Annotated in this window: 26 protein-coding genes and 1 pseudogene; 17 read left to right on the top strand and 10 right to left on the bottom strand. The window is 70.6% G+C overall.

Annotated elements, in window-relative coordinates; all coding sequences use genetic code 11:
* Positions 1-82: 82 nt before the first annotated feature.
* Complete coding sequence (locus tag A6048_RS10475) at positions 83-859, top strand: isocitrate lyase/PEP mutase family protein (RefSeq protein WP_107749096.1); 777 nt, start codon at positions 83-85, stop codon at positions 857-859.
* A 76-nt stretch (positions 860-935) separates the two neighbouring features.
* On the opposite strand, the gene arfB is transcribed toward A6048_RS10475, so the two are convergent.
* Both arfB and A6048_RS10465 read right to left on the bottom strand, forming a co-directional pair.
* Positions 936-1,379, bottom strand: coding sequence for an alternative ribosome rescue aminoacyl-tRNA hydrolase ArfB (gene arfB, locus A6048_RS10470; RefSeq protein ID WP_107749095.1), 444 nt, complete (start codon positions 1,377-1,379; stop codon positions 936-938).
* Positions 1,380-1,423: 44 nt separating this feature from the next.
* Positions 1,424-1,849, bottom strand: a complete 426-nt coding sequence (locus tag A6048_RS10465; RefSeq protein WP_107749094.1) for a hypothetical protein — start codon at positions 1,847-1,849, stop codon at positions 1,424-1,426.
* A 136-nt stretch (positions 1,850-1,985) separates the two neighbouring features.
* On the opposite strand from A6048_RS10465, the gene A6048_RS10460 reads away from it, so the two are divergent.
* From A6048_RS10460 to A6048_RS10450, 4 genes and pseudogenes are all read left to right on the top strand, one after another.
* Complete coding sequence (locus A6048_RS10460; RefSeq protein WP_235027395.1) at positions 1,986-3,749, top strand: lipase family protein; 1,764 nt, start codon at positions 1,986-1,988, stop codon at positions 3,747-3,749.
* Between the two features lie 69 nt (positions 3,750-3,818).
* Entirely contained in the window at positions 3,819-4,160 is a 342-nt protein-coding gene (locus tag A6048_RS10455) for an ArsR/SmtB family transcription factor (RefSeq protein WP_107749092.1), read from the top strand.
* Positions 4,161-4,163: 3 nt separating this feature from the next.
* Positions 4,164-4,625 (top strand): annotated as a pseudogene (locus A6048_RS18490) (SRPBCC family protein); the annotation flags it as partial.
* A gap of 18 nt (positions 4,626-4,643) precedes the next feature.
* The gene (locus A6048_RS10450) at positions 4,644-5,360 is read left to right on the top strand and encodes a dihydrofolate reductase family protein (RefSeq protein WP_107749153.1); all 717 of its coding nucleotides are present in this window, start codon (positions 4,644-4,646) and stop codon (positions 5,358-5,360) included.
* On the opposite strand, the gene A6048_RS10445 is transcribed toward A6048_RS10450, so the two are convergent.
* Entirely contained in the window at positions 5,299-6,291 is a 993-nt protein-coding gene (locus tag A6048_RS10445) for a pseudouridine synthase (RefSeq protein WP_107749091.1), read from the bottom strand. The genes A6048_RS10450 and A6048_RS10445 overlap by 62 nt on opposite strands.
* A gap of 54 nt (positions 6,292-6,345) precedes the next feature.
* Between A6048_RS10445 and A6048_RS10440 the strand changes: the two genes are divergently transcribed.
* Entirely contained in the window at positions 6,346-7,224 is an 879-nt protein-coding gene (locus tag A6048_RS10440; RefSeq protein WP_107749090.1) for an endonuclease/exonuclease/phosphatase family protein, read from the top strand.
* Entirely contained in the window at positions 7,221-7,841 is a 621-nt protein-coding gene (locus tag A6048_RS10435; protein WP_107749089.1) for a DUF2238 domain-containing protein, read from the top strand. The genes A6048_RS10440 and A6048_RS10435 overlap by 4 nt, the downstream gene beginning before the upstream one ends.
* Positions 7,842-7,962: 121 nt before the next feature.
* On the opposite strand, the gene A6048_RS10430 is transcribed toward A6048_RS10435, so the two are convergent.
* Complete coding sequence (locus A6048_RS10430; RefSeq protein WP_235027394.1) at positions 7,963-9,339, bottom strand: cation:proton antiporter; 1,377 nt, start codon at positions 9,337-9,339, stop codon at positions 7,963-7,965.
* Positions 9,340-9,453: 114 nt separating this feature from the next.
* On the opposite strand from A6048_RS10430, the gene A6048_RS10425 reads away from it, so the two are divergent.
* The 5 genes from A6048_RS10425 to ilvD all read left to right on the top strand — a co-directional run bounded on the left by A6048_RS10425 (position 9,454) and on the right by ilvD (position 15,698).
* Positions 9,454-10,458, top strand: a complete 1,005-nt coding sequence (locus A6048_RS10425) for an LLM class oxidoreductase (protein ID WP_107749088.1) — start codon at positions 9,454-9,456, stop codon at positions 10,456-10,458.
* Between the two features lie 33 nt (positions 10,459-10,491).
* Entirely contained in the window at positions 10,492-11,193 is a 702-nt protein-coding gene (locus A6048_RS10420) for an oxygenase MpaB family protein (RefSeq protein WP_107749087.1), read from the top strand.
* A gap of 91 nt (positions 11,194-11,284) precedes the next feature.
* Positions 11,285-12,709 carry a cryptochrome/photolyase family protein gene (locus A6048_RS10415; RefSeq protein WP_200837327.1) on the top strand — a complete coding sequence of 475 codons (1,425 nt, stop codon included), beginning with the start codon at positions 11,285-11,287 and terminating at the stop codon, positions 12,707-12,709.
* Between the two features lie 71 nt (positions 12,710-12,780).
* The gene (locus A6048_RS10410; RefSeq protein WP_107749085.1) at positions 12,781-13,923 is read left to right on the top strand and encodes a PQQ-dependent sugar dehydrogenase; all 1,143 of its coding nucleotides are present in this window, start codon (positions 12,781-12,783) and stop codon (positions 13,921-13,923) included.
* A gap of 50 nt (positions 13,924-13,973) precedes the next feature.
* The gene (ilvD, locus tag A6048_RS10405; RefSeq protein ID WP_107749084.1) at positions 13,974-15,698 is read left to right on the top strand and encodes a dihydroxy-acid dehydratase; all 1,725 of its coding nucleotides are present in this window, start codon (positions 13,974-13,976) and stop codon (positions 15,696-15,698) included.
* Positions 15,699-15,782: 84 nt separating this feature from the next.
* Here ilvD and A6048_RS10400 read toward each other — a convergent pair whose 3' ends face one another.
* Both A6048_RS10400 and A6048_RS10395 read right to left on the bottom strand, forming a co-directional pair.
* Complete coding sequence (locus A6048_RS10400; protein ID WP_107749083.1) at positions 15,783-16,178, bottom strand: VOC family protein; 396 nt, start codon at positions 16,176-16,178, stop codon at positions 15,783-15,785.
* Positions 16,179-16,302: 124 nt separating this feature from the next.
* The gene (locus A6048_RS10395; RefSeq protein ID WP_107749082.1) at positions 16,303-16,989 is read right to left on the bottom strand and encodes a phosphate signaling complex PhoU family protein; all 687 of its coding nucleotides are present in this window, start codon (positions 16,987-16,989) and stop codon (positions 16,303-16,305) included.
* A gap of 162 nt (positions 16,990-17,151) precedes the next feature.
* On the opposite strand from A6048_RS10395, the gene A6048_RS10390 reads away from it, so the two are divergent.
* From A6048_RS10390 to A6048_RS10370, 5 genes are read left to right on the top strand one after another with little or no spacing between them, the layout of a single operon-like run.
* On the top strand, positions 17,152-17,694 hold the full coding sequence (locus A6048_RS10390) for a DUF4242 domain-containing protein (RefSeq protein ID WP_107749081.1): 543 nt from the start codon (positions 17,152-17,154) through the stop codon (positions 17,692-17,694).
* A complete protein-coding gene (locus tag A6048_RS10385) occupies positions 17,691-18,809 on the top strand; it encodes an acyl-CoA dehydrogenase family protein (RefSeq protein WP_235027393.1) in 1,119 nt (372 codons plus the stop codon). Before A6048_RS10390 ends, A6048_RS10385 begins: the two co-directional genes overlap by 4 nt.
* Before the next feature lie 44 nt (positions 18,810-18,853).
* Entirely contained in the window at positions 18,854-19,555 is a 702-nt protein-coding gene (locus tag A6048_RS10380) for an ABC transporter ATP-binding protein (RefSeq protein WP_372450569.1), read from the top strand.
* 10 nt (positions 19,556-19,565) lie between these two features.
* Positions 19,566-20,753: an ABC transporter substrate-binding protein gene (locus A6048_RS10375; RefSeq protein ID WP_107749079.1), complete on the top strand. Its 1,188-nt coding sequence runs from the start codon at positions 19,566-19,568 to the stop codon at positions 20,751-20,753.
* A complete protein-coding gene (locus A6048_RS10370; protein WP_342352588.1) occupies positions 20,754-21,626 on the top strand; it encodes an ABC transporter permease in 873 nt (290 codons plus the stop codon).
* A 36-nt stretch (positions 21,627-21,662) separates the two neighbouring features.
* Here A6048_RS10370 and A6048_RS10365 read toward each other — a convergent pair whose 3' ends face one another.
* From A6048_RS10365 to A6048_RS10350, 4 genes are read right to left on the bottom strand one after another with little or no spacing between them, the layout of a single operon-like run.
* On the bottom strand, positions 21,663-21,941 hold the full coding sequence (locus A6048_RS10365; protein WP_107749078.1) for a DUF7218 family protein: 279 nt from the start codon (positions 21,939-21,941) through the stop codon (positions 21,663-21,665).
* Positions 21,942-21,946: 5 nt separating this feature from the next.
* Positions 21,947-22,417 (bottom strand): heme-binding beta-barrel domain-containing protein, encoded by a 471-nt coding sequence (locus A6048_RS10360; RefSeq protein WP_107749077.1) that lies wholly within the window; start codon positions 22,415-22,417, stop codon positions 21,947-21,949.
* Positions 22,418-22,427: 10 nt separating this feature from the next.
* A complete protein-coding gene (locus A6048_RS10355) occupies positions 22,428-22,964 on the bottom strand; it encodes a DUF488 domain-containing protein (protein ID WP_107749076.1) in 537 nt (178 codons plus the stop codon).
* Entirely contained in the window at positions 22,964-23,962 is a 999-nt protein-coding gene (locus A6048_RS10350) for a DUF808 domain-containing protein (RefSeq protein ID WP_107749075.1), read from the bottom strand. Before A6048_RS10350 ends, A6048_RS10355 begins: the two co-directional genes overlap by 1 nt.
* Between the last annotated feature and the right edge of the window lie 121 nt (positions 23,963-24,083).

Genomic DNA, 24,083 nt, shown 5'->3' with positions numbered 1-24,083 from the left:
GTGCGGGCGCTGACGGTCGGTATCGCGTCTGCCAGATCAGGCCTAGTGTCGGGGGACCGCTACTGCCGAGGAGGCGTCGACGATGACCGATGTGGGTGCACGGGCACGGGAACTGGCCGCTCTACACGACTCGGGGGACCTGCTGGTTCTCCCGACCGTCTGGGACACCTGGAGTGCCCGGACCGCCGCGGGCGTGGGTTTCCACGGACTCACCGTGGGAAGCCACCCGGTCGCCGACGCCATCGGCAGCGCCGACGGCGAACAGATGGACTTCGGTGAGTACCTCAGGGTGGTGAGCAGGATCGCCGACTCGGTCGACGTCCCCGTGAGCGCGGACGTGGAGTCCGGGTACGGGCTCGCCCCGGACGAGTTGATCTCACGGCTGCTCGAGGCCGGCGCGGTGGGGGCCAACATCGAGGACGTGGTCCACGGCGAGGGCGACCGGGTTCGAGACAAGCATGAGCATGCCGACTACATCGCCGGCGCCCGCCGCGCTGCGGACGAGGCCGGTGTGCCGTTCGTGATCAACGGCCGCACGGATGCGGTCAAACTCGGTGCCGACGTCTTCTCCGATCCACTCGCCGAGGCGGCCGAGCGGATCGTGCTGATGGAGCAGGCCGGCGCACGCTCGGTGTATCCGGTGGGGCTGACGTCCGCCGACCAGGTGACCAGGCTCGTCGGGGCGGTCTCGATCCCGGTCAACGTGACCGCGCATCCCGTCAAGGGCCACGGCGCCGGGGACCTGGCCGTCCTCAGGAATTTGGGTGTCCGGCGGGTGTCCTTCGGTCCGCTGTGGCAGATGTGGCTCACCAAGGTCTCCACCGAGCAACTGTCCAACTGGATGACCTACGACCAGTAGGCGGCGTCCCGTCCCCTCCCGACGAGGGGAAGCACCCACGTGGGTCGGTTCGACAGAGGCGCAGAACGCAGGTGGGTCAGTCCGACGCACTCGGGCGTCGCCGGCTCACCTTGGCCTGCGAACGGCGGCTCTTGGCGTCCAGGCGTCGCAGGCGCGAACCGTAGGTGGGCCGTGTCGGCCGCCGGACGGCCTCCGGTGCGAGGGCGTCCCGGAGCAGGGTCGCGAGCCGATTCCGTGCGGCCCGCCGGTTCTGCCTCTGTGACCGGTGCTCCGACGCGGCGATGGTGAGCACGGAGCCCGAGAGGGACGGGGCGAGTCGGTCGAGCGCGCGGGCGCGCTGGACGTCGCTCAGCGCCGTGGTCGTGGCCAGATCCAGGCTCAACTGGACTCGGGAGTCGGCCGTGTTGACGCCCTGGCCCCCGGGTCCCGAGGACCGGGAGAACTGCTCGAGGAGTTCTCCCGCCGGCACGTGCAGACCGGCGGGAAGGCCCGGGCCGGGCTCCACTCTCAGGTCGTCCATGACCTCCAGTGTGCCGCCGCCGGCATCCGCGGCACAACGGTCCTCTACCGCGCTCGTCGCTCGCGCCGGACGTCGCGCCACGAGGCGGTGGCGAGGGCGAGGGAGAACACGCTCCAGACCCTCTCGGGTGGCGACGGCGAGAGGGCGTTCACCACGGTGCCCGCAGTTCCGACGCCCACACAGGCGCGCGAGACGAGGTCACGTGCGCGTGGCGGTGTGCGTTCGGAGAGGAGTGCCAGAGCGGCGGCGAGATACACCGGCGACGCGATGCCGCTGACCACGCGGAGTCGGGGCGGCAGGACGCCCGGATGGGTGCCGCCGAATGAGACGCGTCCCCACGGGGCCCCGGCTGCCAGACCGGCTTGGAACGCGGACAGAGTCGTCAGGAGCAGGGGCGTGACGTGGGTGGTGTCCACGGCCTCATCAAAGCACACCACGCGTGCCGGGGCCGGCCGTGCGAGGGTGGCCACTCGGACACCGATCCGGAACCGGGGACGGGTGAGCTCGCCCTGTTCCCACTGGTCGGGCGGGGATAACAGATATCTTCACTCGAGGGCGGTCCGTGCCGTCGGCATGACGACCTGAGCCCACCGCGAGGGGATGACGATGAGCGAGATGGTCGACGATCGGGCCGGTCGGGACAGTCGAGTCGTCGGCATCGTCCTGGCGCTCGGGGCGATCGCCCTGGGCGCGCTGTTGATCCTTGCCCACCTCGCCCTCCCGGAGATCGTCAGGGTGGCGGGTGCCGGCCTCGTCGTCGTCGGACTGGCGACGGTGATCGGCGTCGACGGCGCCGGCCACTCACGGTGGTGGGCGCGGATACTCACCGGACTCGCCACTGCCACGGCGGGGATCGTGGTGCTCGTATGGCAGTCCGCGAGTATCCGCAGTCTGCTGTGGGTCATGGTCACCGCGTTGATCGTTCACGGTGTCCACACGATCGTGGCCGCAGTCCGCAGCGAGACCGACCGCCGGGTGGCGGGGCTGTTCAGCGGTTCCGCAGCCGTCCTGTTCGGGCTGCTGTGCCTGGTCTGGCCGGTTCTGGCAGTCGAGCTGATGAGGTTCGGCGTGGGTGCGTGGTTGGTGTTCGTGGGGCTCCGCGGGCTTCTGGATCCACTTCTCCACCGCCGGCGGGAACGCGCGACCGCACGGGCCGGCTCGGGACGTATCCGCAGGTGGGGGCGGACGATCCTCGCGGTGTCGGTGTTTCTGGTGGTGGTCGCGCTGACGATCGGCAGCGCACTGCTGCTGCGCGGGGACGATCGCCCGGCGCCCGACGAGTTCTACACGTCCACGGAGCCACTGCCCGCCGAACCCGGGGTGCTGCTGCGGGCCGAGACGCTCACCACCGGTGTTCCCTCCGGGGCCGACGCCTGGCGCATCCTCTACACCACCACCACGCCCGATGGCACGGTGATCGCCGTCAGCGGCACCGCCATCGCGCCGAGCGACCGGGGCACGGACGTGTTGCCCTTGCTCAGCGTGGCGCACGGGACGACCGGGATCGTCCCGCGCTGCGCGCCGTCGATGAGCCCCACCCCGTTCGCCGACGGCGCGGGTACGGCGCTCACACAGATGGTGACCGACCACGGCTGGGCGGGGGTCATCTCCGACTACGTGGGACTGGGCACGTCCGGGATGCACCCGTACCTGGTCGGACAGGTGGAGGCGCGCAACGTCCTCGACGCCTCCCGCGCGGCGAAGCAACTCGACGGTCTGACCCTGAGCAGCGACACCGTGGTCTGGGGGCACTCGCAGGGCGGGCACGGCGCACTGTGGACCGGTCAGATCGCCGACGCCTACGCTCCCGAGCTGACCCTCCTGGGCATCGTCGGGATGGCTCCCGCCACGGACCTCTACACGCTCGCCGAGATGAGCAAGGACGAGGTGGGTGGCAAGACGGTCTCCGCCTACATCGCGCAATCGTGGAACGAGGTCTACCCCGAGCTGGATCTGGCCGGGCACCTCAACCCTGGTACCGCGCACGGTGTGGAGAAGATCGGCGACCTGTGCTTCAACGAGCAGGACGCGATCGCGGCGCTGGTGCGTGGTACCCAGATCCCCGAGCAGGTGTTCCCCGACCCGGTGCTCGACGGCGACCTGGGGGAGAAACTGAGGGAGAACTCGCCGACCGGACCGTGGCCCGCGCCCGTGCTGATCGCCCAGGGCCTGGCCGACCCGTTGGTCAAGCCGGCGATGCAGCAGGACTGGGTGGACGCCCGTTGCGCGGACGGCGAGCCGCTCGACTACCGGACCTACCCGGGTCTCGATCACAACGGGTTGGTCGCCGCGGACTCGCCACTGACCCCGCAACTCGTGACGTGGACCCTCGACCGCTGGAATGGAGCGGCGCCCACGCCCACCTGTTGAGCGGACATCGGCACGAGAGTGGGCGCCGCCCCCATTGACACTTTCCTATATGGGAATATTATCGTCGTCATGGCACGAGCAGCAACGACCTCGGACGTGTTCAACGCGATCGCCGAACCTCAGCGCAGGGAGATCCTGGTCCTGCTGCGGGCGGGCGAGCGTCCGGTGACCGAGGTCGCGCTCGAACTGGGGATCACCCAGCCCGGGGCGTCCAAGCATCTGCGGGTGCTCCGCGAGGTCGGTCTGGTGCGCGATCGACGTGAGGGCAGGCAGCGCCTCTACGACCTCGACCCCGGCGGTCTCCGACCGGTCCACGAGTGGGTCGGCGGGTTCGAGCGGTTCTGGAACCAGAGCTTCGACAAGTTGGACGCCTACGTCCAGGAGATGGCGCGGGCAGAGAAGGAGGAATAGGCCATGAGTGAGAACGGACGAACCGATCCGACCGGGTCGGCGACCGCGGATCGCGAAGTCGGCATCACCAGGTACATCGATGCACCCCGCGAGCTGGTGTTCCGGGCGTTCACGCAGGTGGAACACCTGTCGCGGTGGTGGGGGCCGGAGGGATTCACCACCACCACCCGGTCCTTCGAGTTCCGTGTGGGCGGGGTGTGGGAATTCGTCATGCACGGTCCGGACGGAACGGACTACCCCGAGTGGATCACCTGGCGCGAGATCATCCCGGCGGAGCGGATCTCGCTCCTGCACGGTGAGTCCGCGGACGATCCGGAGACGTTCGAGTCGGTCCTGGTCTTCGAGTCCCAGGGCGAGGGGACGCGTGTCGACTTCCGCACCGTGTTCCCCACGAAGGAGCTCCGCGATCGGGCGGTGGAGGAGTACCACGCCGTCGAGGGCGGCGAGCAGACCCTGGCCCACCTGGCGGACTACGTCGCCGAGATCGCCGCCGGGGGCGGGGATCCGGGGGCCCGCCACCCGCTCGTCCGGGTCCACAACTTCTCCGTGTCGCTGGACGGGTTCGGAGTGGGCCAGGGCCAGTCCCTCGAGGCGCCCTTCGGGCACGCCGGGCATCGACTCCTCCAGTGGGCACTGCCCACACGGACCTTCCAGGACATGGGATTCCACGGGGACCAGGAGGCCACGGTGGGGGTCGACGAGGCGTTCGCCAGCCGGTGGAACACGGGGATCGGCGCGGAGATCATGGGCCGCAACAAGTTCTCGCCCAGCCGCGGCCCCTGGGCGGACGAGACGTGGCGTGGCTGGTGGGGAGACAACCCGCCCTTCCATACCCCGGTGGTCGTGCTCACCCATCACCCGCGGCCGACACTGCAGATGGACGGCGGCACCACGTTCCACTTCGTGGACGCCGAACCCGCCGCGGCGCTCGCCGCCGCGCGCGAGCTGGCTGGTGACCTGGACGTACGCATCGGTGGGGGAGCGAGCACGATCCGTCAGTTCCTCGAGGCGGACCTGATCGACCAGATGCACATCGTCGTGGTGCCCATCATCCTGGGACGAGGGGAGCGGCTGTGGGACGGGGTGGAGGGGCTCGAGGAGCGCTTCCACATCGAGTCGGCCAGCTCACCCAGCGGGGTCATCCACCTGAGCTTCCGGCGTCGCCGGACACGGGCACCTCGGACAACGTCCGGCGTGTGACGAATCGTCGGGGCACGCCCGAGAGCGGGTCGGTGAACTCCAGCTCTCTGGCGAGTAGTTGCAGTGGGAGGGAATGGTCGTCGGGGACCTCCGGTAGCAGTTCGGGATACCGGCGATCGCCCAGGATCGGGATCCCCAGCGCCGACAGGTGCACCCGCAGCTGGTGCAGCCGGCCGGTCCGGGGGCGCAGGATCGTGTGCAGTACCGGGCGACCGGCGGCGCTCCTGCCGGCACCGAGGACGTCGACGAGGGTCTCGGTGTTGGGTGGGCGGTCGGGGCGGACGGCGACCCGCTGGTGGCCCCGCAGCCTCTCGAGGTGGTCGCGGTGGACGAGGGGGACCGGTCGCCCGGAGATCTCCGGTGTGCGCGGATCCCAGCCCGACGGTCGCGTCGAGACCGCCTCGTAGGCCTTGGCGACCTCGCGTCGTTCGAACAAGGTCTGGTACGCGCCCCGGGTGGAGGGGCGGGCGGAGAACATCACCAACCCGGCCGTGGCGCGGTCGAGGCGGTGGACCGGGGTGAGGTCGGGATTGTCGAGCCGGACGCGTAGCCGGACCAGTGCGGACTCGCGCAGGAACCTGCCCGTCGGGGTGGTGGGGAGAAAGTGCGGTTTGTCGATCACGACCAGGTCGTCGCTGACGTGCACGATCTCCTCGTGGAACGGGAGTGGTTCCTCAGCCGGTAGCTCGCGGTGATACCACACGAACTCGTGTGAACCGAGGACCGCTCCGGGACCGACCGGGCTGGCGTCGGCGTCCACGAAGTCGCCGGCGGCGAAGCGACGGTACAGGTCGAGAGCGTCGAGGTGGTCGAACCGCTCGACCACGTACTCGGCGATCGTCGCCCACGGCCCGGACGTCGGCACGCGCAGTCGCGTCGGTCCGATCCCGTTTTTGACGGGGAGGGGCGACGGCATCGGCACGATCGCCATCCTCCCCGAATACACTGGGGCTCCACCACCTGCTCCGGATTCGAGGACCGCACGATGGCATCGCACGACCCCGGCGCAGCCCCGGCCGCGGGGCCCGAGCCCTCGTCCCTCATCGGGCAGGTGACCGCGCCCGCCCTCCACGTGATGAGCTGGAACATCCGCCGTCCGGTGCCGGCACTGCTGGCACGACCGGCCGACCGCTGGGGCCGGCGAGCTCCCGGGCTCCGGGCGCTCCTGGGGGCCGAGCGCCCGACGGTGCTCGGCGCCCAGGAGGTGCTCGGGGACCAGGCGGCGGTGGTGCGCGAGGCACTCGGCCCCGGATACGACCTCGTCGGGCGGGGCAGGGGTGCAGACGGAGGCGGTGAGGCCTCGCCGATCTTCTACGACTCGGACAGGCTCGAGCTCCTCCACTGGGAGCAGGCCGCGCTGTCCGACCATCCCACCCGGGCGGGTTCGGTGTCCTGGGGGAACGTCTTCCCCCGCGTCATGGTCTCGGCGACGTTCCGCGACCGGGGGACCGCGCGGAGCTTCCTCGTGGTCAACACCCACCTCGACCCGTTCTCGGCGCGCTCGCGGCTCCGGTCGGCCCGGGCGATCCGAGACCTGGTGTCCGCCGCCGGGATTCCGGCTGTGGTGACCGGCGACCTCAACGCCCGACCGTCGGGCGCGGCGGTGCGCGAGCTGCTGCGGGACGGGACCCTCGCGGACAGTTGGCGCAGCGCTCGGACCCACGTGAGTGAGGAGTGGGGCACGTACGCCGACTACCGGGGGCCCCGGAGGAGCGGGTCGCGGATCGACTGGATACTTGCCTCGTCAGCGTTTAGGGTCACCCACGCCGCGGTCAACCCGCTACGACCAGGCGGCGGGTGGGCGTCGGACCATCTGCCCGTCCACGCCGTCGTGGAGCTCGTCGAAGGAGGTTCCGACACGTGATCGACAACTTCCTCCGACCCGCGGAGAGCCGCGCGCAGATGGCGGCGGACGCGCTTCGGATCCTGGGGACCCTCAGCGTTCTCCTGGCTCTGCTCCTCCATGGTCTGACGGATGCGGCCATCGTCGCGTTCGCCCTGCCGGGTCTGATGCTCCCGCGTTTCATCGGGATGAGGCCGTGCGCGGACTTCGCGGTGTCCGTCACGTTGCTCGTGGCCGCCTGGAGCAATGTCTACGACCTGTACACGCGAATCGGGTGGTGGGACGTCATGGTCCACTTCGTGTGCGCCGGGGCCCTGGCGGTGGTGGCCTACCTATTCCTCGCGCACCGCGGGGTCGTCGCACCACCGGTCGCCCGCGGGTTCTCGGCAGCGGGGGCGGTGGTGCTCACCACCGCCTTCGGCCTGGCACTGGGGGCGCTGTGGGAGATGGTCGAGTGGATCGGGCACGCCTACCTCACGGACCGGATCTACGTGACCCTCGACGACACGATCGGGGACATGGCCGCGGGCGGTTTCGGCGCACTGGTTGCGGGAGTGTACCTGGCCTACGGGCCCCGACTGATAATGCCGAGTGCACTGCCGGCGCGCGAGTCCTCGGAGACGACCTCGCGCAGTTAGACGACCTCGCGCAGTCAGACGATTCCGCGCAGTGAGACGACCTCGCGCAGTCAGGCGACTCCTCGCATCCAGGCGGCCGGCTCGGGGCCGGTTCCCCGGATCGCGCCGATGATGCCCGGCCTCACCGGCGCCCGACCTCGTCGTCGTGGTTGTTGTGGTCGCTGTGTTCGTTGTCGCCGTTGTCGCCGTTGTCGTCGTCTCCCTGTGACCTCGGTAGGACGGGTTCCGCCCCGGACAGGGGCGTCTCGTCCGGCCGCCGACCCGGGTCCCCGGCCCGCACGAGCTCCGCCAGGAGCGGGAAGAGAAGGACGGTGACGGCCCCCGCCGCCACCAGAACAGACGAGATCTCGCCGGTCATCAGCCCGTTGTTCACGGCGACCTCGGTGACCGCCACGATGATCGGGAGACCGGTCGCCGCGTACAGACCCACCCGTGCCCGCTCACGCGGACCGTCGAGGCCCTGACTCGCGTGGGTGACGGTCTCGCCCAGCCACACACCTCCGCCGCGGATGACGAGCATGCTCACCACCGCCGCCACCAGGATCCACGGCGATTCCGCCACGGCTCCGAGGTCGATCCCCATCCCCGACACCACGAAGAAGGCCGGGATGAACAGGGTGTAGCCGACGGTCTCCAGCTGGCGGAGCAGGATCGCGGCGAGGCCACGGTCCGGGGTGTCGGTACCGCTGCGCAGATGCGTCCCGAGGGAGTCGACCAGCCGCCTCAGGATCATCCCCGCGGCGAAGGCGCCGAGGACCACGTCCAGGCCGAACACCGTGGCCACGACCATCATCGTGGCCAGGAGCAGTATCACCGTCCGCATGGCCAGCTGGCTGTTGGAGGTGGTCCCCTGCAGGAGCGCCCTACCGAGTGCGGGGATGTGGAGTAGTCGGGCCGGCACCGCCAGGATCACGAGCGCGGCCACCAGGAACAGCCCGACGGCCGCGATGGAGGACTCGATACTGCGGGTACCGAGCAGTACCGCCATCACCAGGATCGGCCCCAGTTCGCCCACCGCTCCGTGGGTGAGGACCGCGCGGCCGACGGGGGTGCTGTCGTGACCGGAGCCCTTGAGGATCGGCAGCAGTGTGCCCACGGCCGTGGAGGTGAGCAGCAGCCCGATCGCCACGGCGGTCTCCCAGCGACCCGAGACCAGCCATCCCACCCCGGCCGCCAGGATCAGGCTGACGACCCAGGTCCCGGCCGCCCGTCGCCCGCTGCGCCCGGTGAGCGTGGAGACCTCGAGCTCGAAGCCGGCCAGCAGGAACAGCAGCCCCAGGCCGAGCTCGGCCAGGAGCGCGACACCGCCGGATTCCACCGCCAGACCAAGACCGTTGGGGCCGATCACCATCCCGCCCACCAGGAGCAGCACCACACCCGGGATGAACGAGCGGGTGAACCCGGACAGCAGCGGCGCCGCCCACACCGCCAGGACGATCCAGAACAGGGAGACGAGTTCGGTGTCGGACGCCTCGGCGGCCAGGAGGGTGGTGGTCACGTCCCGCCTCTCACTCGGTCGATTAAGGCTCGGTCGATTAAGGAGACCTTAGTTGATCGGGGCGCGTGTGAGACCGCCGACCGGCGTCGACCGGGTCGTGCGAGGGTGGAGTACATGACCTCCTCGTCGTGCGCGTTGTCCGACGGTGACCCCCGGCAGCTGCCGGGCTTCCGTCGCACGTTCGACGAGGGGCACCTGACCCTGGGACTGGGATTCCCATTGCGGACCCGGGCCGATCAGGGCGACCCCTCGGATATCGGTGAGCAGGTCGAGATCGCCCGCGCGGCGGAGGCCGGAGGATTCGCCGCCCTCTACGCCCGTGACATCCCGCTTCGGGTCCCGTCCTTCGGAGACGTCGGCCAGATCTACGACCCATGGGTGTTCCTGACGTATGTGGCGGCGCACACCAGCCGGATCGCCCTCGGGACGGCTGCCGTAGTCCTCCCGGTCCGCCATCCGCTGCACGTGGCCAAGTCGGCGGCCAGCCTGGACCGGCTCTCCGGCGGCCGGTTCCTGCTGGGCGTGGCATCCGGCGACCGGCCCGAGGAGTTCCGCGCGTTCGGCCTGGAGCAGGGCCAGCGCGGTGAGATTTTCCGGGAGAACCTCTCGGTGATGACCCATGCCCTCACCACGGAGATGCGCGGGATCCGCTGGTCCGGGGGGTGGATGCACAGCGCCGACGTGGTCCCCAAGCCCACCGCGTCGTCGGTGCCGTTGATCATGACGGGCTCGTGTCAGCAGAACATCGGGTTCCTGGCCGAACACGGGGACGGGTGGATGACCTATCCGCGTGACTTCGACGCGCAACGGCGGACCGCCGCGCGGTGGCGCGAGTTGGTGGGGAGGAGTCCGGTGAGAGGGGACGACGACGAGGTGTTCAAGCCCTTCGCGCAATCGCTCCAGATCGATCTGGCCGACGACCCGGACGAGGCGGCCTCGCCGATCGACTTCGGATTCCGGATCGGCCACCGGCGCCTGGTCGATCACCTCGGTGACCTGCGGGGAATAGGGGTCAACCACGTCCTGGTGGGGGTCGGGGCCTCGCGCCGGCCGATCCGAGAGGTCGTCCACGAGCTGGCCGACCACGTCGTGCCCCACTTTCCCGCGCTCGCGCACTAGCCTCACCGGCGGGACGGAGAGGCGGGACCATCCATGACAGGCGCGAGCACCGCGGGACCCGGACTGATCGAGCACCTCCGGTCCCGGCAGTTCCTGTTCATGCTGCCCCGCGCCGTGTCACTGCAGCTGATGCACCCGGCGATCAGCGCGGCGATCCTCGAGCACTCGCCCTCGCCCGGCTTCGTCTGGCTGCACAAGCAGCGCTCGGTCCCCCCGACGATCGCCATGGCGTTCGACCCGCATCCCGAGACCTGGATACCGCGGCGCATCGTCGTCACGCACGACACGATCAGAGGAACCGAGGCCGACGGCAACCGCTACCACTCGCTGGACCCCGAGGTCTTCCACTTCCAACACGCCACGTACGTGGACTCGCTGTTCGAGACCATCACCAGATTCCGCGGACCCCTGGGCACCGAGGAGCGCCGAGCGCTCTACGACAGGTGCTGCAGCTGGTACCGCGCCTACGGCATCTCGGAGACGCCGTTGCCCGCCACGGTGGACGACTTCGACTCCTACTTCCGCGACCAGACCGGGAAGCTGGCCGTCACCCCGGCGCTCACGCGATACCGCGGGCAACTGCTCCGCCCCCGCCAGTGGTGGCCGGCCGCGGTCCCGTCCGGCGCCATCCGGACGTTCCTGCATCCGGTGGCCGCGCGGGCACTCGGGGTCCGGCCGTCCGCGATCGACCGCGCGGTGTCGGCGGCGTTCACCTCGGCGTCCTCGCTCAGGTGATTACTTCTGCCACAATCGAGCCACGGCGGCGGGTCCCCGACGGATCCGGCGGACAGGGCCCCGCCTCACGAGTTCTGGAGGCGGCGTGACCATCTCGATCCTGTGGTTCCGGCGTGATCTGCGGTTGGCGGATCATCCCGCGCTACTGGCCGCTGTCGAGTCGTCGGACGAGGTCCTGCCGGTGTTCGTGCGCGACCCGGCGCTGCTCGCCCGGGGAGGCGTCCGGGTCGAGCGACTGGACGCCTCGCTCGCCGCCCTGTCCGCGGACACCGGGGGCGCCCTGGTCATCCGTACGGGAGAGCCCGCCGAGGTGATCGCGGAGTTGGCGGAGTCGGTGGACGCCGCCCAGGTGCACGTGAGCCGCGAATCCACCCCCTATGGGCGCCGGCGGGACGACTGGGTGCGGGAACGCCTCGCGCGCGGCGGGAGGGAACTCGTCGAGACCGGGTCGCCCTACGCGGTGGGCCCGGGCAGGGTCCTCAACAAGTCCGGCGAGCCCTACCGTGTCTTCACCCCTTTCGCCAGGGCCTGGCACGACCACGGCTGGCCGGAGCCCGGTGGGCGCCCCGACGACATCGCGTGGGCCGCGGACCCGGACCCGGACGCTGGCGCGTCGAATAACGCCGACCCCGGGAGCCCCGACGCCGACCGCGCTGTCCACGGCGCTGCGAAGGGCGGGGACGGCAGCGCGGGTCGCGGGGGAGAGGCCGGTGAGCAGGCGGCCCTCGCACGGTGGCGGGCCTTCCTGCGCGACGACCTGTCCTCGTACGGCGACCAGCGGGACCGGCCGGACCTCGACACGACCAGTCGGTTGTCGGTGCACCTGAAGTACGGCGAGATCCACCCGCGGACGATCCTCGCCGAACTCGCCGATCACCCCGCCGCGGAATCCGAGAGCGCACGCCGGTTCGTCACCGAGCTGGCCTGGCGTGAGTTCTATGCCGACGTCCTGTGGCACTGGCCCCGGTCAGCCTGGCGTGACCTGCGCGACGCGTTGGCGGGGATGGACTACGACGAGGGGCCGGAGACCGCGACCCTCGTGGAGGCGTGGCAACAGGGGCTGACCGGATATCCGTTCGTGGACGCCGGGATGCGGCAGCTGCGGGCCGAGGGGTGGATGCACAACCGGGTCCGGATGGTCACCGCCAGCTTCCTGGTGAAGGACCTCCACGTGTGGTGGCCGTCCGGGGCCCGGTACTTCTTGGAGCAGCTGAGGGACGGCGACCTGGCGTCCAACAATCACGGGTGGCAGTGGGTGGCCGGGACCGGCACCGACGCCTCGCCCTACTTCCGGGTGTTCAACCCCGTCACCCAGGGGGTCAAGTTCGACCCGGACGGGGACTACGTGCGCCGGTGGATCCCCGAGCTCGCGCACCTGGCGGGCGCCGCGGCGCACGAACCGTGGCGATCGGCGGACGGATACGACTACGGGTACCCCGAGCGCATCGTGGACCACGCAGAGGAGCGCCGCGAGACCCTGCGACGCTACGAACGCGCCCGCGGTGACGGTGCCTGACGGACGCGCCGGGTCGCCCGCGGGGTCCCGGCCCGGCGTCGAGCCGGCCGCGGAGCGGATACCGTGAGGACATGCGACGACTCCTGGTCCCGGTAGCGGCAGCGGCCCTCGCCCTGACCGGGTGCACCGGCGGAACCGCCTCGGTCGACCCCGACGACCGGGCAGGTCAGGCGCCGTCCACCGCGGCCACCTCCGAGGACTTCCGCGTGACGGAGCACGGTGAGTTCGACGAGGGGTGGGCGATGACCTTCCTCCCGGGTTCCGAGCACCTGCTCATCTCACAGCGTGGAGGCGAGCTACTGCTGCGCGACCAGGCCTCCGGTGACGTCGTCGAGGTCGCCGGGGTGCCGCCCGTCGACGACGGCGGCCAGGGCGGTCTGCACGACGTGGCCCCGGGCGCCACCTACGCCGACGACGGCTCGGTCTACCTCAGTTGGGTGCGCGACCATCCCGAGGGCGCTCAGGGCGTGGTGGGTCGCGGGACCCTCGACGCGGACCGCGCCGAGCTGACGGACCTCGAGGTGATCTGGGAGCAGGACCCCGCCGCGGGAAACGGACACTTCGCCCTGAGACTGCTCGTCCGCGACGACCATCTCTTCGTGACGTCGGGCGACCGCCAGGAGCAGACCCCTGCCCAGGACACCTCCAGCAACCTGGGCGGGGTCGTGCGCCTGACCCCGGACGGGGACCCGGCGCCCGGAAACCCGTGGGCCGGAGACGACGGCGCCGCCGCGGAGCTGTGGACCATCGGCCACCGCAACCCCCTGGGTATCGCGGAGGACTCACAGGGCCGGATCTGGGTGTCCGAGATGGGGCCTCGCCACGGCGACGAGCTCAACTTGCTCTCCGAGGGCGGGAACTACGGGTGGCCCGCGGCCTCGATGGGACGGCACTACGACGGCAGGGACATCCCGGAGCACCGGGACGGTGACGGATTCGTCCCACCCGCTGCCTACTGGGTGCCCGCGATCTCTCCCGGGAGCCTCCTGATCTACGGCGGGGACCGCTTCGACGGCTGGAGCGGCAGCGCGCTCGTGGGCGGGCTGTCCGGGCAGTCGTTGGTGCGCGTGGAACTTCGGGACGAGACCGCGACCGTCGTGCAGGAATGGGACATGGGTGAGCGGGTCCGCGCGCTCGCCGAGGCCCCCGACGGGGCGATCTGGGTACTCGAGGACGGCCCGGGGGGTCGCCTGCTCGAGCTGACCCCGGTCTGACCCGTCGCCTCTCCTGTGGCCCGCCACCGTCCACCGCCTAGTGTGGCGGTATGACGCAGAAGACGGATCACACGGGCACCCGCGACGGTGTCGACATCAAGCCCCGCAGCCGGGACGTCACCGACGGCCTCGAGAAGACCGCCGCGCGGGGCATGCTCCGCGCGGTCGGGATGGGGGACGACGACTGGGTCAAGCCCCAGATCGGCGTCGCCTCCTCGTGGAACGAGATCACCCCGTGCAATCTCTCTCTCGACCGCCTGGCCAAGGCGGTCAAAGAGGGCGTGCACTCCGGCGGCGGGTACCCGCTCGAGTTCGGCACCATCTCGGTGTCCGACGGAATCTCGATGGGGCACGAGGGCATGCACTTCTCCCTCGTGTCCCGCGAGGTGATCGCCGACAGTGTGGAGACGGTGATGAGCGCCGAGCGGCTCGACGGCTCGGTGCTGCTCGCCGGCTGTGACAAGTCGCTGCCGGGGATGCTCATGGCCGCCGCGCGCCTCGACCTGGCCGGCGTCTTCCTCTACGCGGGTTCCACGTTGCCCGGCTTCGCGACGCTCTCCGACGGCACGGAGAAGCAGGTCACCATCATCGACGCGTTCGAGGCCGTCGGGGCGTGCTCGCGCGGTCTGATGAGCCGCGAGGACGTCGACACCATCGAGCGCGCCATCTGTCCGGGCGAGGGTGCGTGCGGTGGCATGTACACCGCCAACACCATGGCGAGCGCCGCCGAGGCCCTGGGGATGTCGCTCCCGGGAAGCGCGTCCCCGCCGGCCCCGGATCGTCGGCGCGACGACTACGCCAAGGCGAGCGGTGAGGCCGTGGTCGAGTTGTTGCGTCGTGGGATCACCGCCCGGGACATCATGACCAAGGAGGCGTTCGAGAACGCCATCGCCGTGGTCATGGCCTTCGGTGGATCGACCAACGCCGTCCTGCACCTGCTCGCGATCGCCAGCGAGGCGGAGGTCGAGCTCACCCTCGACGACTTCGCCCGTATCGGTGCGAAGGTGCCGCACCTCGCGGACGTCAAGCCGTTCGGCGCGCACGTGATGACGGACGTCGACCGGATCGGCGGTGTGCCGGTGGTCATGAGGGCACTGTTCGATGCGGGGCTGCTACACGGCGACTGCCTCACCGTCACCGGACGCACCGTCGCCGAGAACCTCGCGGACATCGCCCCGCCGGACCCGGACGGGCTGGTGCTGCGTGCGATGGACCAGCCGATCCACCCGACCGGAGGCATCACGATCCTGCACGGTTCACTCGCCCCTGAGGGCGCCGTGGTCAAGTCCGCCGGCTTCGACTCCGATGTCTTCGAGGGCACGGCCCGCGTGTTCGAGCGGGAGCGTTCCGCGATGGACGCCCTGGAGGACGGCACGATCACCTCCGGGGACGTCGTGGTGATCCGCTACGAGGGGCCCAAGGGCGGTCCGGGCATGCGCGAGATGCTCGCGATCACCGGCGCCATCAAGGGAGCCGGCCTCGGAAAGGACGTGCTGCTGATGACGGACGGGCGGTTCTCCGGTGGTACCACCGGCCTGTGTGTCGGCCACATCGCTCCCGAGGCGGTGGACGGCGGCCCGATCGCGCTGGTCCGCGACGGCGACCGCATCCGCCTGGACGTCTCCGACGGGACGCTCGACCTCCTGGTCGACGAGGCTGAGTTGGAGGCGCGTCGCGCCGGGTGGGAGCCGCTCCCGCCCCGCTACACCCGCGGTGTCCTGGCCAAGTACTCCAAGCTCGTGCAGTCGGCCTCGACAGGCGCGATCTGCCGGTGAGGCCCGGCGGCAGCAGGTGGCACGCGACGGAGGGTACGGCCACCGACGCATGATCCGGGCTCACGCCCGGGTCATGCGTTCGCCCTACTTCGCGTCGGGGTCGGGCTGGTGGATACCGAACACGTTGCCCTCGGTGTCGAGGAAGTAGCCCTGCCACGCCATTCCCGGCAGGGCGTGCTTGTCCAGTGCCACGGTCCCACCGGCGTCCAGGATCGTGCGGGCGGTGGCGTCGAAGTCCCCGCAACCCATCGTGAGGACTGCGCCGATAACGGGCGAGCCCGGCGAAGGACCGTCACCGTGGCGCTGCATGATCGCGCCGTTGATGCCCGGTTCGTCTTCTGGACCGGACGTGACGCCGAAGTACGGTGAGCCGGCGAAGTCGCTCCAGTCCTGGTAGCTCCACCCGAAGACGGCCGCGTAGAACTCACACGCCCGGGCCGGGTCGGAGGCGTGGATCTCGAAGTGGATCGGGCGGGACACGGCGGGCTCCTGACGTCGGAGAGCTGTTCTGACGAGGATATCCCCGTCGGGCGGGTCTCCGCCGGGGTATCACCGCCCCCGGGTATCACGGCCCCCGGGGCGCTCCGCCGAACCCGGGGCCGGTTCAGTCGAGGACGGTGCCGTCGTCGAGGTGGGAGAGCGAGCCGCCCTCGGGCCTCTCCCCGGTGGCGAGGTAGACGATGCGGTTGGCGATGCTGACCGTGTGGTCGGCGAATCGCTCGTAGTAGCGGGCGAGCAGGGCCAGGTCCACAGCCGCGACCGAACCGTGTGGCCAGTCCTGGGCTGAGATCTGCCTCATGAGGTCGGCGTGGAGGGAGTCCACGGCGTCGTCCTCCGAGTCGAGTGAGAGTGCGAGGCGGACGTCCTGGTTGGGGAGCAACAGCCCGAGATTCCTGGCCATGGCCGAGTCCTTCTCCGCGAGCTCGCGGATCACCGGGACCACGGGCTCGGGGATGACGGGGTTGGGGTGCCGGCGGCGGGCCACGCGCGCGATGTGTCCGGTGAGGGCGGCCATCCGGGTGAAGTGCTCGACGATGTAGATGCCGGAGACCACCTGACGCAGGTCGCGGGCCACGGGGGCCTCGAGCAACAGCAGGTCGAACGCGTGCTGCTCGCTGGCCTCACGCAGATCCCCGACCTCCGCCGCGCCGTCGATCACCTCGGTGGCGGCGACCTCGTCCCCCTCGATGAGCGCCACACTGGCGAGATCGAGGAGTCGGGTGTTCATCTCGCAGAACCGGACCAGTTGGTCGGAGAACTCGTCGAGCTTGCTGTGGAGGACGGTGCGCATGACACGACTGTAGTGGCGGGCCGGGATTGCCGCGATCTCGTTGGCCCGGTGTTCACAACCCTGCCTTCCGGAGAGGGGGTGCGGGGGCGGGGGAATAAATAGACAGATCGGTCTGTTCTGCCCTAACGTACGCACATCGACACGTCCCGGAAAGGACCCTCAATGACTCTCTTCCTATACGAGACCACCCCCTCCCAGGAGCAGCAGGCCGACCCCTCGGGGCTCATCGACGCGATCGCCGGTGCGCTCACCGAGTCCGGTGCCGAGATCATCGAGACGCAGATCACCAAGGGTGCCGCGCGCGTGTTCACCATCGTCGAGCTCGCCGACGGCCCGGACGGCGCCTGCGCCACCGAGGCCCCCGCGCTGGACGCGTCCGCGATCGGCGCCGCCGAGGTCACCGAGCCCGCCCAGGTCCGGCTGGTGGGAACCGATCTGGAGACCATCAAGGCCGCCCGCCCCGAGGCCGGCTACCTGGTGGAGTGGGACATCCCCGCCGAGATCGACATGGACACCTACCTCACACGCAAGAAGGAGAAGTCCCCCAAGTACGCCGAGATCCCCGAGGTCTCCTTCCTGCGCACCTACGTCCGCGAGGACACGGACAAGTGCCTGTGCTTCTACAACGCACCCGACACGGATGCCGTCGTCAGGGCGCGTGAGATCGTCTCCACCCCCATCTCGCGTCTGCACGAGCTCGCATGAGCGGGTCCACGGCCGGCACTCTCATCCCTGACCTCGGAGCCCCGCGGGCCCGGCTCACCGCCGGGGACCTCGGCACTGTCGACCCCTCGGCGCTCGTCGCGGTGGTCGATTCGGTCGCCGCCCGGGCGTCCGCCCTGGACCGCGGGGACGCGGACCTGCGGCAGGACATCTCCGCACTCGCCGATCTCGGTCTCTTCGACGTCGACCGCACCCCGGTCGCCGTCGCCGCCACGATCATCGAGGCCGTGGCGACCGAGAGTCTGGCCGTGGCCTTCGGTGCGTGGGCGCAGCGCATGACCGCCGCCTACCTCCGACACGCGGCGGACCGGTCGGACGCCGCCGAGCGGACCTACCGTGCCGTCGCCTCGGGCGAGCGGCCCGGGGTGACCGGCATGGCGGCGGCCCAGCGCCAGGCGGTCGGCCTGGGCAGGGTCCCGATCACGGCCGCGCCGGTCGACGGCGGGTACCGGATCGACGGACCCATAGCGTGGGCGTCCAACGTCTACGTGGACAGCACGATCGTCCTCGCGGCCAACACGGAGGACGGGCGGAGTCTGGTCCTGGCCTTCGAGGCGTCGGCGCCCGGTGTGGACATCCGGAACGCCCCGGACCTCCTGGCACTCAACGCCACGGCCTCCACCATGATCGGTCTCGACGGCGTCGTCGTCCCCGACGAGCAGGTCCTCGGGGAGGATCTGGCCGACTTCCTGTCCGGCGTGCGTCCGCAGTTCCTCGTCCTCCAGGCCGCGTTCTGTTCGGGGGTCGCGGCGCGCTCCGTGACGGAGGCCGAGGGCCGCCTCGAGGGACTCGGTGCGTTCTCCGCTGACGAACACTCCGCCCTGGCGGCACGCCACGAACACATGCACTCGGAATTGCACCGTCTGGCGGCGCGGCCGGGAGAGGGCGCTCTCGTCGACCTCCTCCTGCTGCGCCTGGACGGGGCGGAGATCGCCCCGGCCGCCACGCGTCTCGAGGCCATCCTCTGCGGTGGCATGGGATACGCACAGGGCGCACCCGCCAACCGTCGCATGCGTGAGGCCGCGTTCCTCCCCGTCCAGTCGCCGTCGCAGTCCCAGCTGCGGTGGGAACTCGACAGGCTGGGGCTGACCACGTGACCGCCGGTGTCCTCGAGCGTCCCGTGACGGTCAGCGTCACGGGCCTGCGGTACCGACTCCCCGGTGGCCGGCTGTTGTTCGACGACCTCGACCTCTCGGTGCTCGAGGGTGAGTCCCTGGTGCTGTTGGGTCCGTCCGGGGTCGGCAAGTCCACCCTCCTGCGGCTCCTCGCTGGGCTGGAGGAACCGGCCGGAGGCGAACTCCGCCTGGGATCGCAGGCCGGCGGCGACGGGCGGGCACACTCCTACGGGGTCGTGTTCCAGAAGCCGCTGCTCTACCCGTGGCTCTCGGTCCGGGAGAACGTCGCGCTGGGCGGACGCTTCCGTGCCCTGCGCGGTCGCGTCGACACCGCCCACGTGGACGAGTTGCTCGAGCATTTCGGGATCGCCGAACTCGCGGACGCCCGGACGGACCAGATCTCCGGAGGGCAGGCCCAGCGTGTCGCCGTGGTCCGTGCGGCAGCGACACGTCCGGAGATCCTCCTCCTCGACGAGCCGTTCAGCGCACTCGACCCCGTCACACGCGCGGAGTCTCAGCGCTGGCTCGTGGGTGTGACCGCCGAGCTCGGTGTGACCACGGTGATGGTGACCCATGATGTCGACGAGGCACTGGTCGTCGGGTCGAGGATCGCCCTGCTCGGGTCGACGGGGCGGGTCCAGGACCACTGGATCAACCCGGCCCACGGCACCACGGACTCCGATCCGGACCTCCGGGCGAGCATCCTGGCCTCCTACCGGACCGCCTGACACCCGGACGATGGCAGATCAGTCCGGGGCGTCACGCCTCACAGTCGACCGTCGAACGCTCCTGCGCGCCGGAGGCGCCCTCGCCGTCGGGGCCGGGGCCGTGGGCGGAGCCACCGCGCTCGGTTCCCTGGTGACGGCCGCCACCGCACCTCGGGGCGTGGCGACCGAGGAACTGCGGATCGGATACCTGCCCATCACCGACGCCGCACCGTTGCTCGTGGCGCACGGTGACGGGCTCTACGAACAACAGAAGCTCCTCGTGGGACGCCCCGTGCTGTTCCGTTCGTGGTCCTCTCTCATGGAGGCGTTCCTCACCCGCCAGGTGGACCTCATCCACCTGCTCATGCCGTCGGCGGTCCAGCTGCGGCACGTCATCGGCGCGGACGTGACCGTGGTGAGCTGGAACCACACCGGTGGCGGTGCCATCACGGTCGCCCCCCAGATCACGGACATCGGCGAACTCGCCGGTACCCAGGTGGCGATCCCCGGCTGGTGGTCGATCCACAACATGCTCCTTCAACGGGTCCTGCGGGCCAACGGCCTGACCCCGGTCGCACGGACGTCTCCCAGCAGGTCCGGTGGAACCGTGGAACTGGTGGTCATGGGTCCCTCCGACATGATCCCCGCGCTGGCCACCGGGTCGATCTCGGCGTTCACCGTCGCGGATCCCTTCAACGCGGGGGCCGTGGCCCAGGGCGTCGGGAAACTCCACATGCTGCTCGACCAGGTCTGGCGCGACCACGCCTGCTGCGTCACCGTGGTCCACCGCGACCTGATCGACAGTCGTCCCGACACGGTCCAGGCCTTGGTGGACGCCGCGGTGGCGGCGCAGCTGAACATCCGGGCCGACCGTCCGGCCGCGGCCGCGATCCTGTCCGGGAAGGGCTATCTACCGCAGCCGCCCAAGGCCGTCGAGGTGGCCATGGCCGGAACGGTGCCGGACCCGGAGGGCGGCCCCGACCGTCCGCGGATCGACTTCCACCCCTATCCGTTCCCCAGCTTCACCTCCGAACTGGTCCGGCAGATGCGGCAGACGGTCGTCGACGGCGAGACCCGCTTCCTCGACGGCCTGGACCCTTCCGGTGTCCACGCCGACCTCGTCGACGACCGGTTCGTCCGGGCTGCCATCGCCCGCCACGGCGGGCCGGCCGCACTCGGTCTCCCAGCCTCTCTCACCCGACACGAACGGCTGATCTAGATGACGCACACCCACCCGATCCCCGACCCGGAAACGGATCCGGCGGCCGCAGACGGCGCGGACGTCGCCCGGTCGGCCACCGGGCGACGTCGCCCACCCGGGGGCCCGGACGCCGCCGGGTCCGGGTTGCTCGCCCGATGGGGCGCCGGACTCATCGGACTCCTGCTCGGCCTGGTGGTCTGGGCTCTGCTCACCTCGGGATGGGTCACCGACGACCCGGTCATCGGTGGGATGTCGCCGATCGACACCTGGTCCGGGTTCGGCGACCTCATCGACCGCGGCGTCCTGTTCGCCGACGCCGCGGTGAGTCTCTACCGGTTGGTCGCCGGGCTCGCGGTGGCCGCCCTCCTCGGCGTCCCGCTCGGGCTGTGGCTGGGGCTGCGCCGCCGGGCCGAGGCGGTCGCCGGGCCACTGGTGCAGTTCCTGCGGATGATCTCCCCGCTGTCCTGGGCGCCCGTCGCGGTGGCCGTGTTCGGTATCGGCAACGAGCCGGTGATCTTCCTGGTCGCCGCCGCCGCGATCTGGCCCATCATGCTCTCGACCTCCGCCGGCGTGCAGGCGATGGATCCCGGCTACCTCGACGTGGCGCGCACGATGGGTGCCAGTGGGTGGGAGCGCCTGACCCGGGTCGTCATCCCCGCGGTGCGCCCGTCGATCCTCGGGGGAATCCGCCTCGCGCTGGGGACCGCGTGGATAGTGCTCGTCCCCGCCGAGATGCTCGGGGTCCGTTCGGGACTGGGCTACCAGATCCTCAACGCCCGCGACCAGCTCGCGTACGACCAGGTGATGGCGGTGATCCTGGTGATCGGCGTCCTGGGCTTCGCGCTCGATTCGCTCTCCCGGCTGGTGTTGCGGGGAGGCGCGACGCGCTGACGGACCGGGCCACACGCCGCTGTACGTCCGCGCGGCTCAGTGATCCCGCAGTGCCTCGATCAGCTCGTCCTTGTTCATGGACGAGCGACCCTCGATTCCGAGCTCCCGTGCACGGTCCCTCAGCTCGGCGACGGTCCAGTCCTGGTACGACCCGGCCTTCCCGCCCTCGCGCCCGACGTCGGACCGGGACCGCGCCGCCGAGGCGTTGGCGATGCGGGCTGCCTTCTCCTTGCTCGCGCCGTCATCGCGCAGCGCCTGGTAGACCTTCTCGTCCTTGATGTTCGCCGATTGTCGGGCGTTCCTCTTCCCGGCCATGGCGTTCAGACCCGCCGCATGTCCGAGCGGAGGTGATGGGTCATCGGCTGCCCGACGGCGGCCATGGCGAACGTGGTGGTCAGACTGTCCCCGGAGAGTTCGTACCGGCGCCTGGTGGCGGCGACGTGCTTGGCGGTGGCGCTGTTGGCGACCTGAGCCTCCAACTCCAGTACCAGTGTGTCCGCCTCGGCCGCGATCGTGCCCTCGGCGAGCTCGGTCTGTCCCATGGGCTGGGCCAGGATCAGCTCGGCGGTGCCGACCTCGGGGATGCGCAGGTAACCGGTCTCGGTGTGCATCGGGGCGCCGTCCGGACTCCACGACCGCTGGACATAGTGCAGGAACGGCTTGCCGACGTCGGTGAAGACGACCTCGTCGGTGTACGAGAAGTCCTCGATTGTGGGATACGACCCCGCGCCGTCACCTCTCCAGGTGCCGAGCAGGGCGGCGACGGGGACGAGGCCGGGTGCGAGTTCCATGTCCACGAGACTAGGTGACGCCTGAGTCCCACACCGGCTGACCGGTCGTGTCGAGCCGGAGGCCGTCGCTCGGGGAGTGCCCGGTGATCTTCCCGGTGTGCATGAGGTGCCCCACCGCGAGGCCGTGGACCGTAGCCGTCACGTCGGCCACGATCCTGCGGTGGCAGCGCCACCACACGGACTCGGAGCACATCACGGCGGTGCGACGGACGTGCGCGTCCTCGACAACCCGGTCCAGCGCCGCGCGGAATCCGGGGGTGCGGGTCCACGCGCTGTAGGCGCGGAACGCCTCGACCCGCCACCACGTGTCGGGGGAGCCACGTCGCTGCTCCGCGGAGAGGGTCCGGCGGCCGCCGAGATCCTCCTCCCAGCGGTAGTCGATCCCCACCTCGCGGGTGAGGTCGGGGACGGCGCCCTTGGCGGCGGCCGAGTTGGCGCGGCTGCCCGGGAAGCGCCGGATGTCCACCAGGAGTTCGACCCCGGCGCCGGTGAGCAGCCCGCCGAGCTCGTCGCGCTCGAGTCGCCCGTGCCCCACGGTGAGCAGCATCAGTGCTCCGAGTGCCCGGTCCCTGCGGCGTCCGCATCCGCATCCGTATCCGCGGCAGCGGTCCCGGACCCCGACTCGCCCCGTCGCCGCGGGATCACGTGCGCGATCGCCACCACCACGGCGCCGACGACCAGCCCGAACAGCAGCGAGCACACGGTGTTCACCAGCCATCCGAGAACGCTCCCGACACCCGCCACCGCTGCGGCGGGCTCCTCCAGCAGGTGCACCAGGTGGTACGGGGCGGTGGCCCCGAGCTCGTCCAGGCCCACGAGCAGGATGTGCCCGCCGACCCACAGCATGGCGAGCATCCCGACGAAGGAGATCACCTCGAGCACGGTCGGCATCGCCTTGACCAGCCCGCTGCCGAACCGCTGGGCGGCGGGTGAGTCCTTCCCGGCCAGGTGGAGACCGATGTCGTCCATCTTGACGATCACCGCGACCACGCCGTAGACGAGCGCGGTGATGAACAGCCCCACCACCACCAGGATCGCCGCCCGCGACCAGAACGGTTCGTCGGCGACCTCGTTGAGCGCGATCATCATGATCTCGGCGCTGAGGATGAAGTCCGTGGTGACCGCCCCGCGGACCATCCGCTTCTCCGCGTCGGGGCCCTTCTCGACGACGGGTGTGGCCTTCTCATGGTGGCCGGAGACCCGCTCCCACACCTTCTCAGCGCCCTCGTAGCAGAGGTAGACGCCACCGAGCATGAGGATCGGGGTGAGGATCCACGGGATGAACTGGCTGAGCAGCAGGGCCAACACGATGATGATCGCCTTGTTCCCCAGGGACCCGGTGGCGATCCGGCGGACGATGGGCAGTTCCCGCGACGGGTCCACGTCGCGGACGTACTGCGGGGTCACCGCGGTGTCGTCGACCACCACGCCGGCGGCCTTGACGCTCGCGCGCCCGGATGCGGCCGCGATGTCGTCGGCACTGGCGGCCGCCATCCGGGCCAGGACGGCGATGTCGTCGAGAAGGGCGGCGAGACCACCGGCCATGAGTACCTCACTGGGGCGGGCGGGAGTGGTCCCCGCCGACGAGACGGCCGAACCGTGCCGGGTCGGATCGTCACAGGGTAGCCCCGTGCGGCCGTCCGCGTCGTCTCAGCCCTGTGTGGTC

This window comes from Dietzia psychralcaliphila (assembly GCF_003096095.1).
Lineage (GTDB): Bacteria > Actinomycetota > Actinomycetes > Mycobacteriales > Mycobacteriaceae > Dietzia > Dietzia psychralcaliphila.
This window is presented reverse-complemented; position numbering and strand designations above follow the sequence as displayed.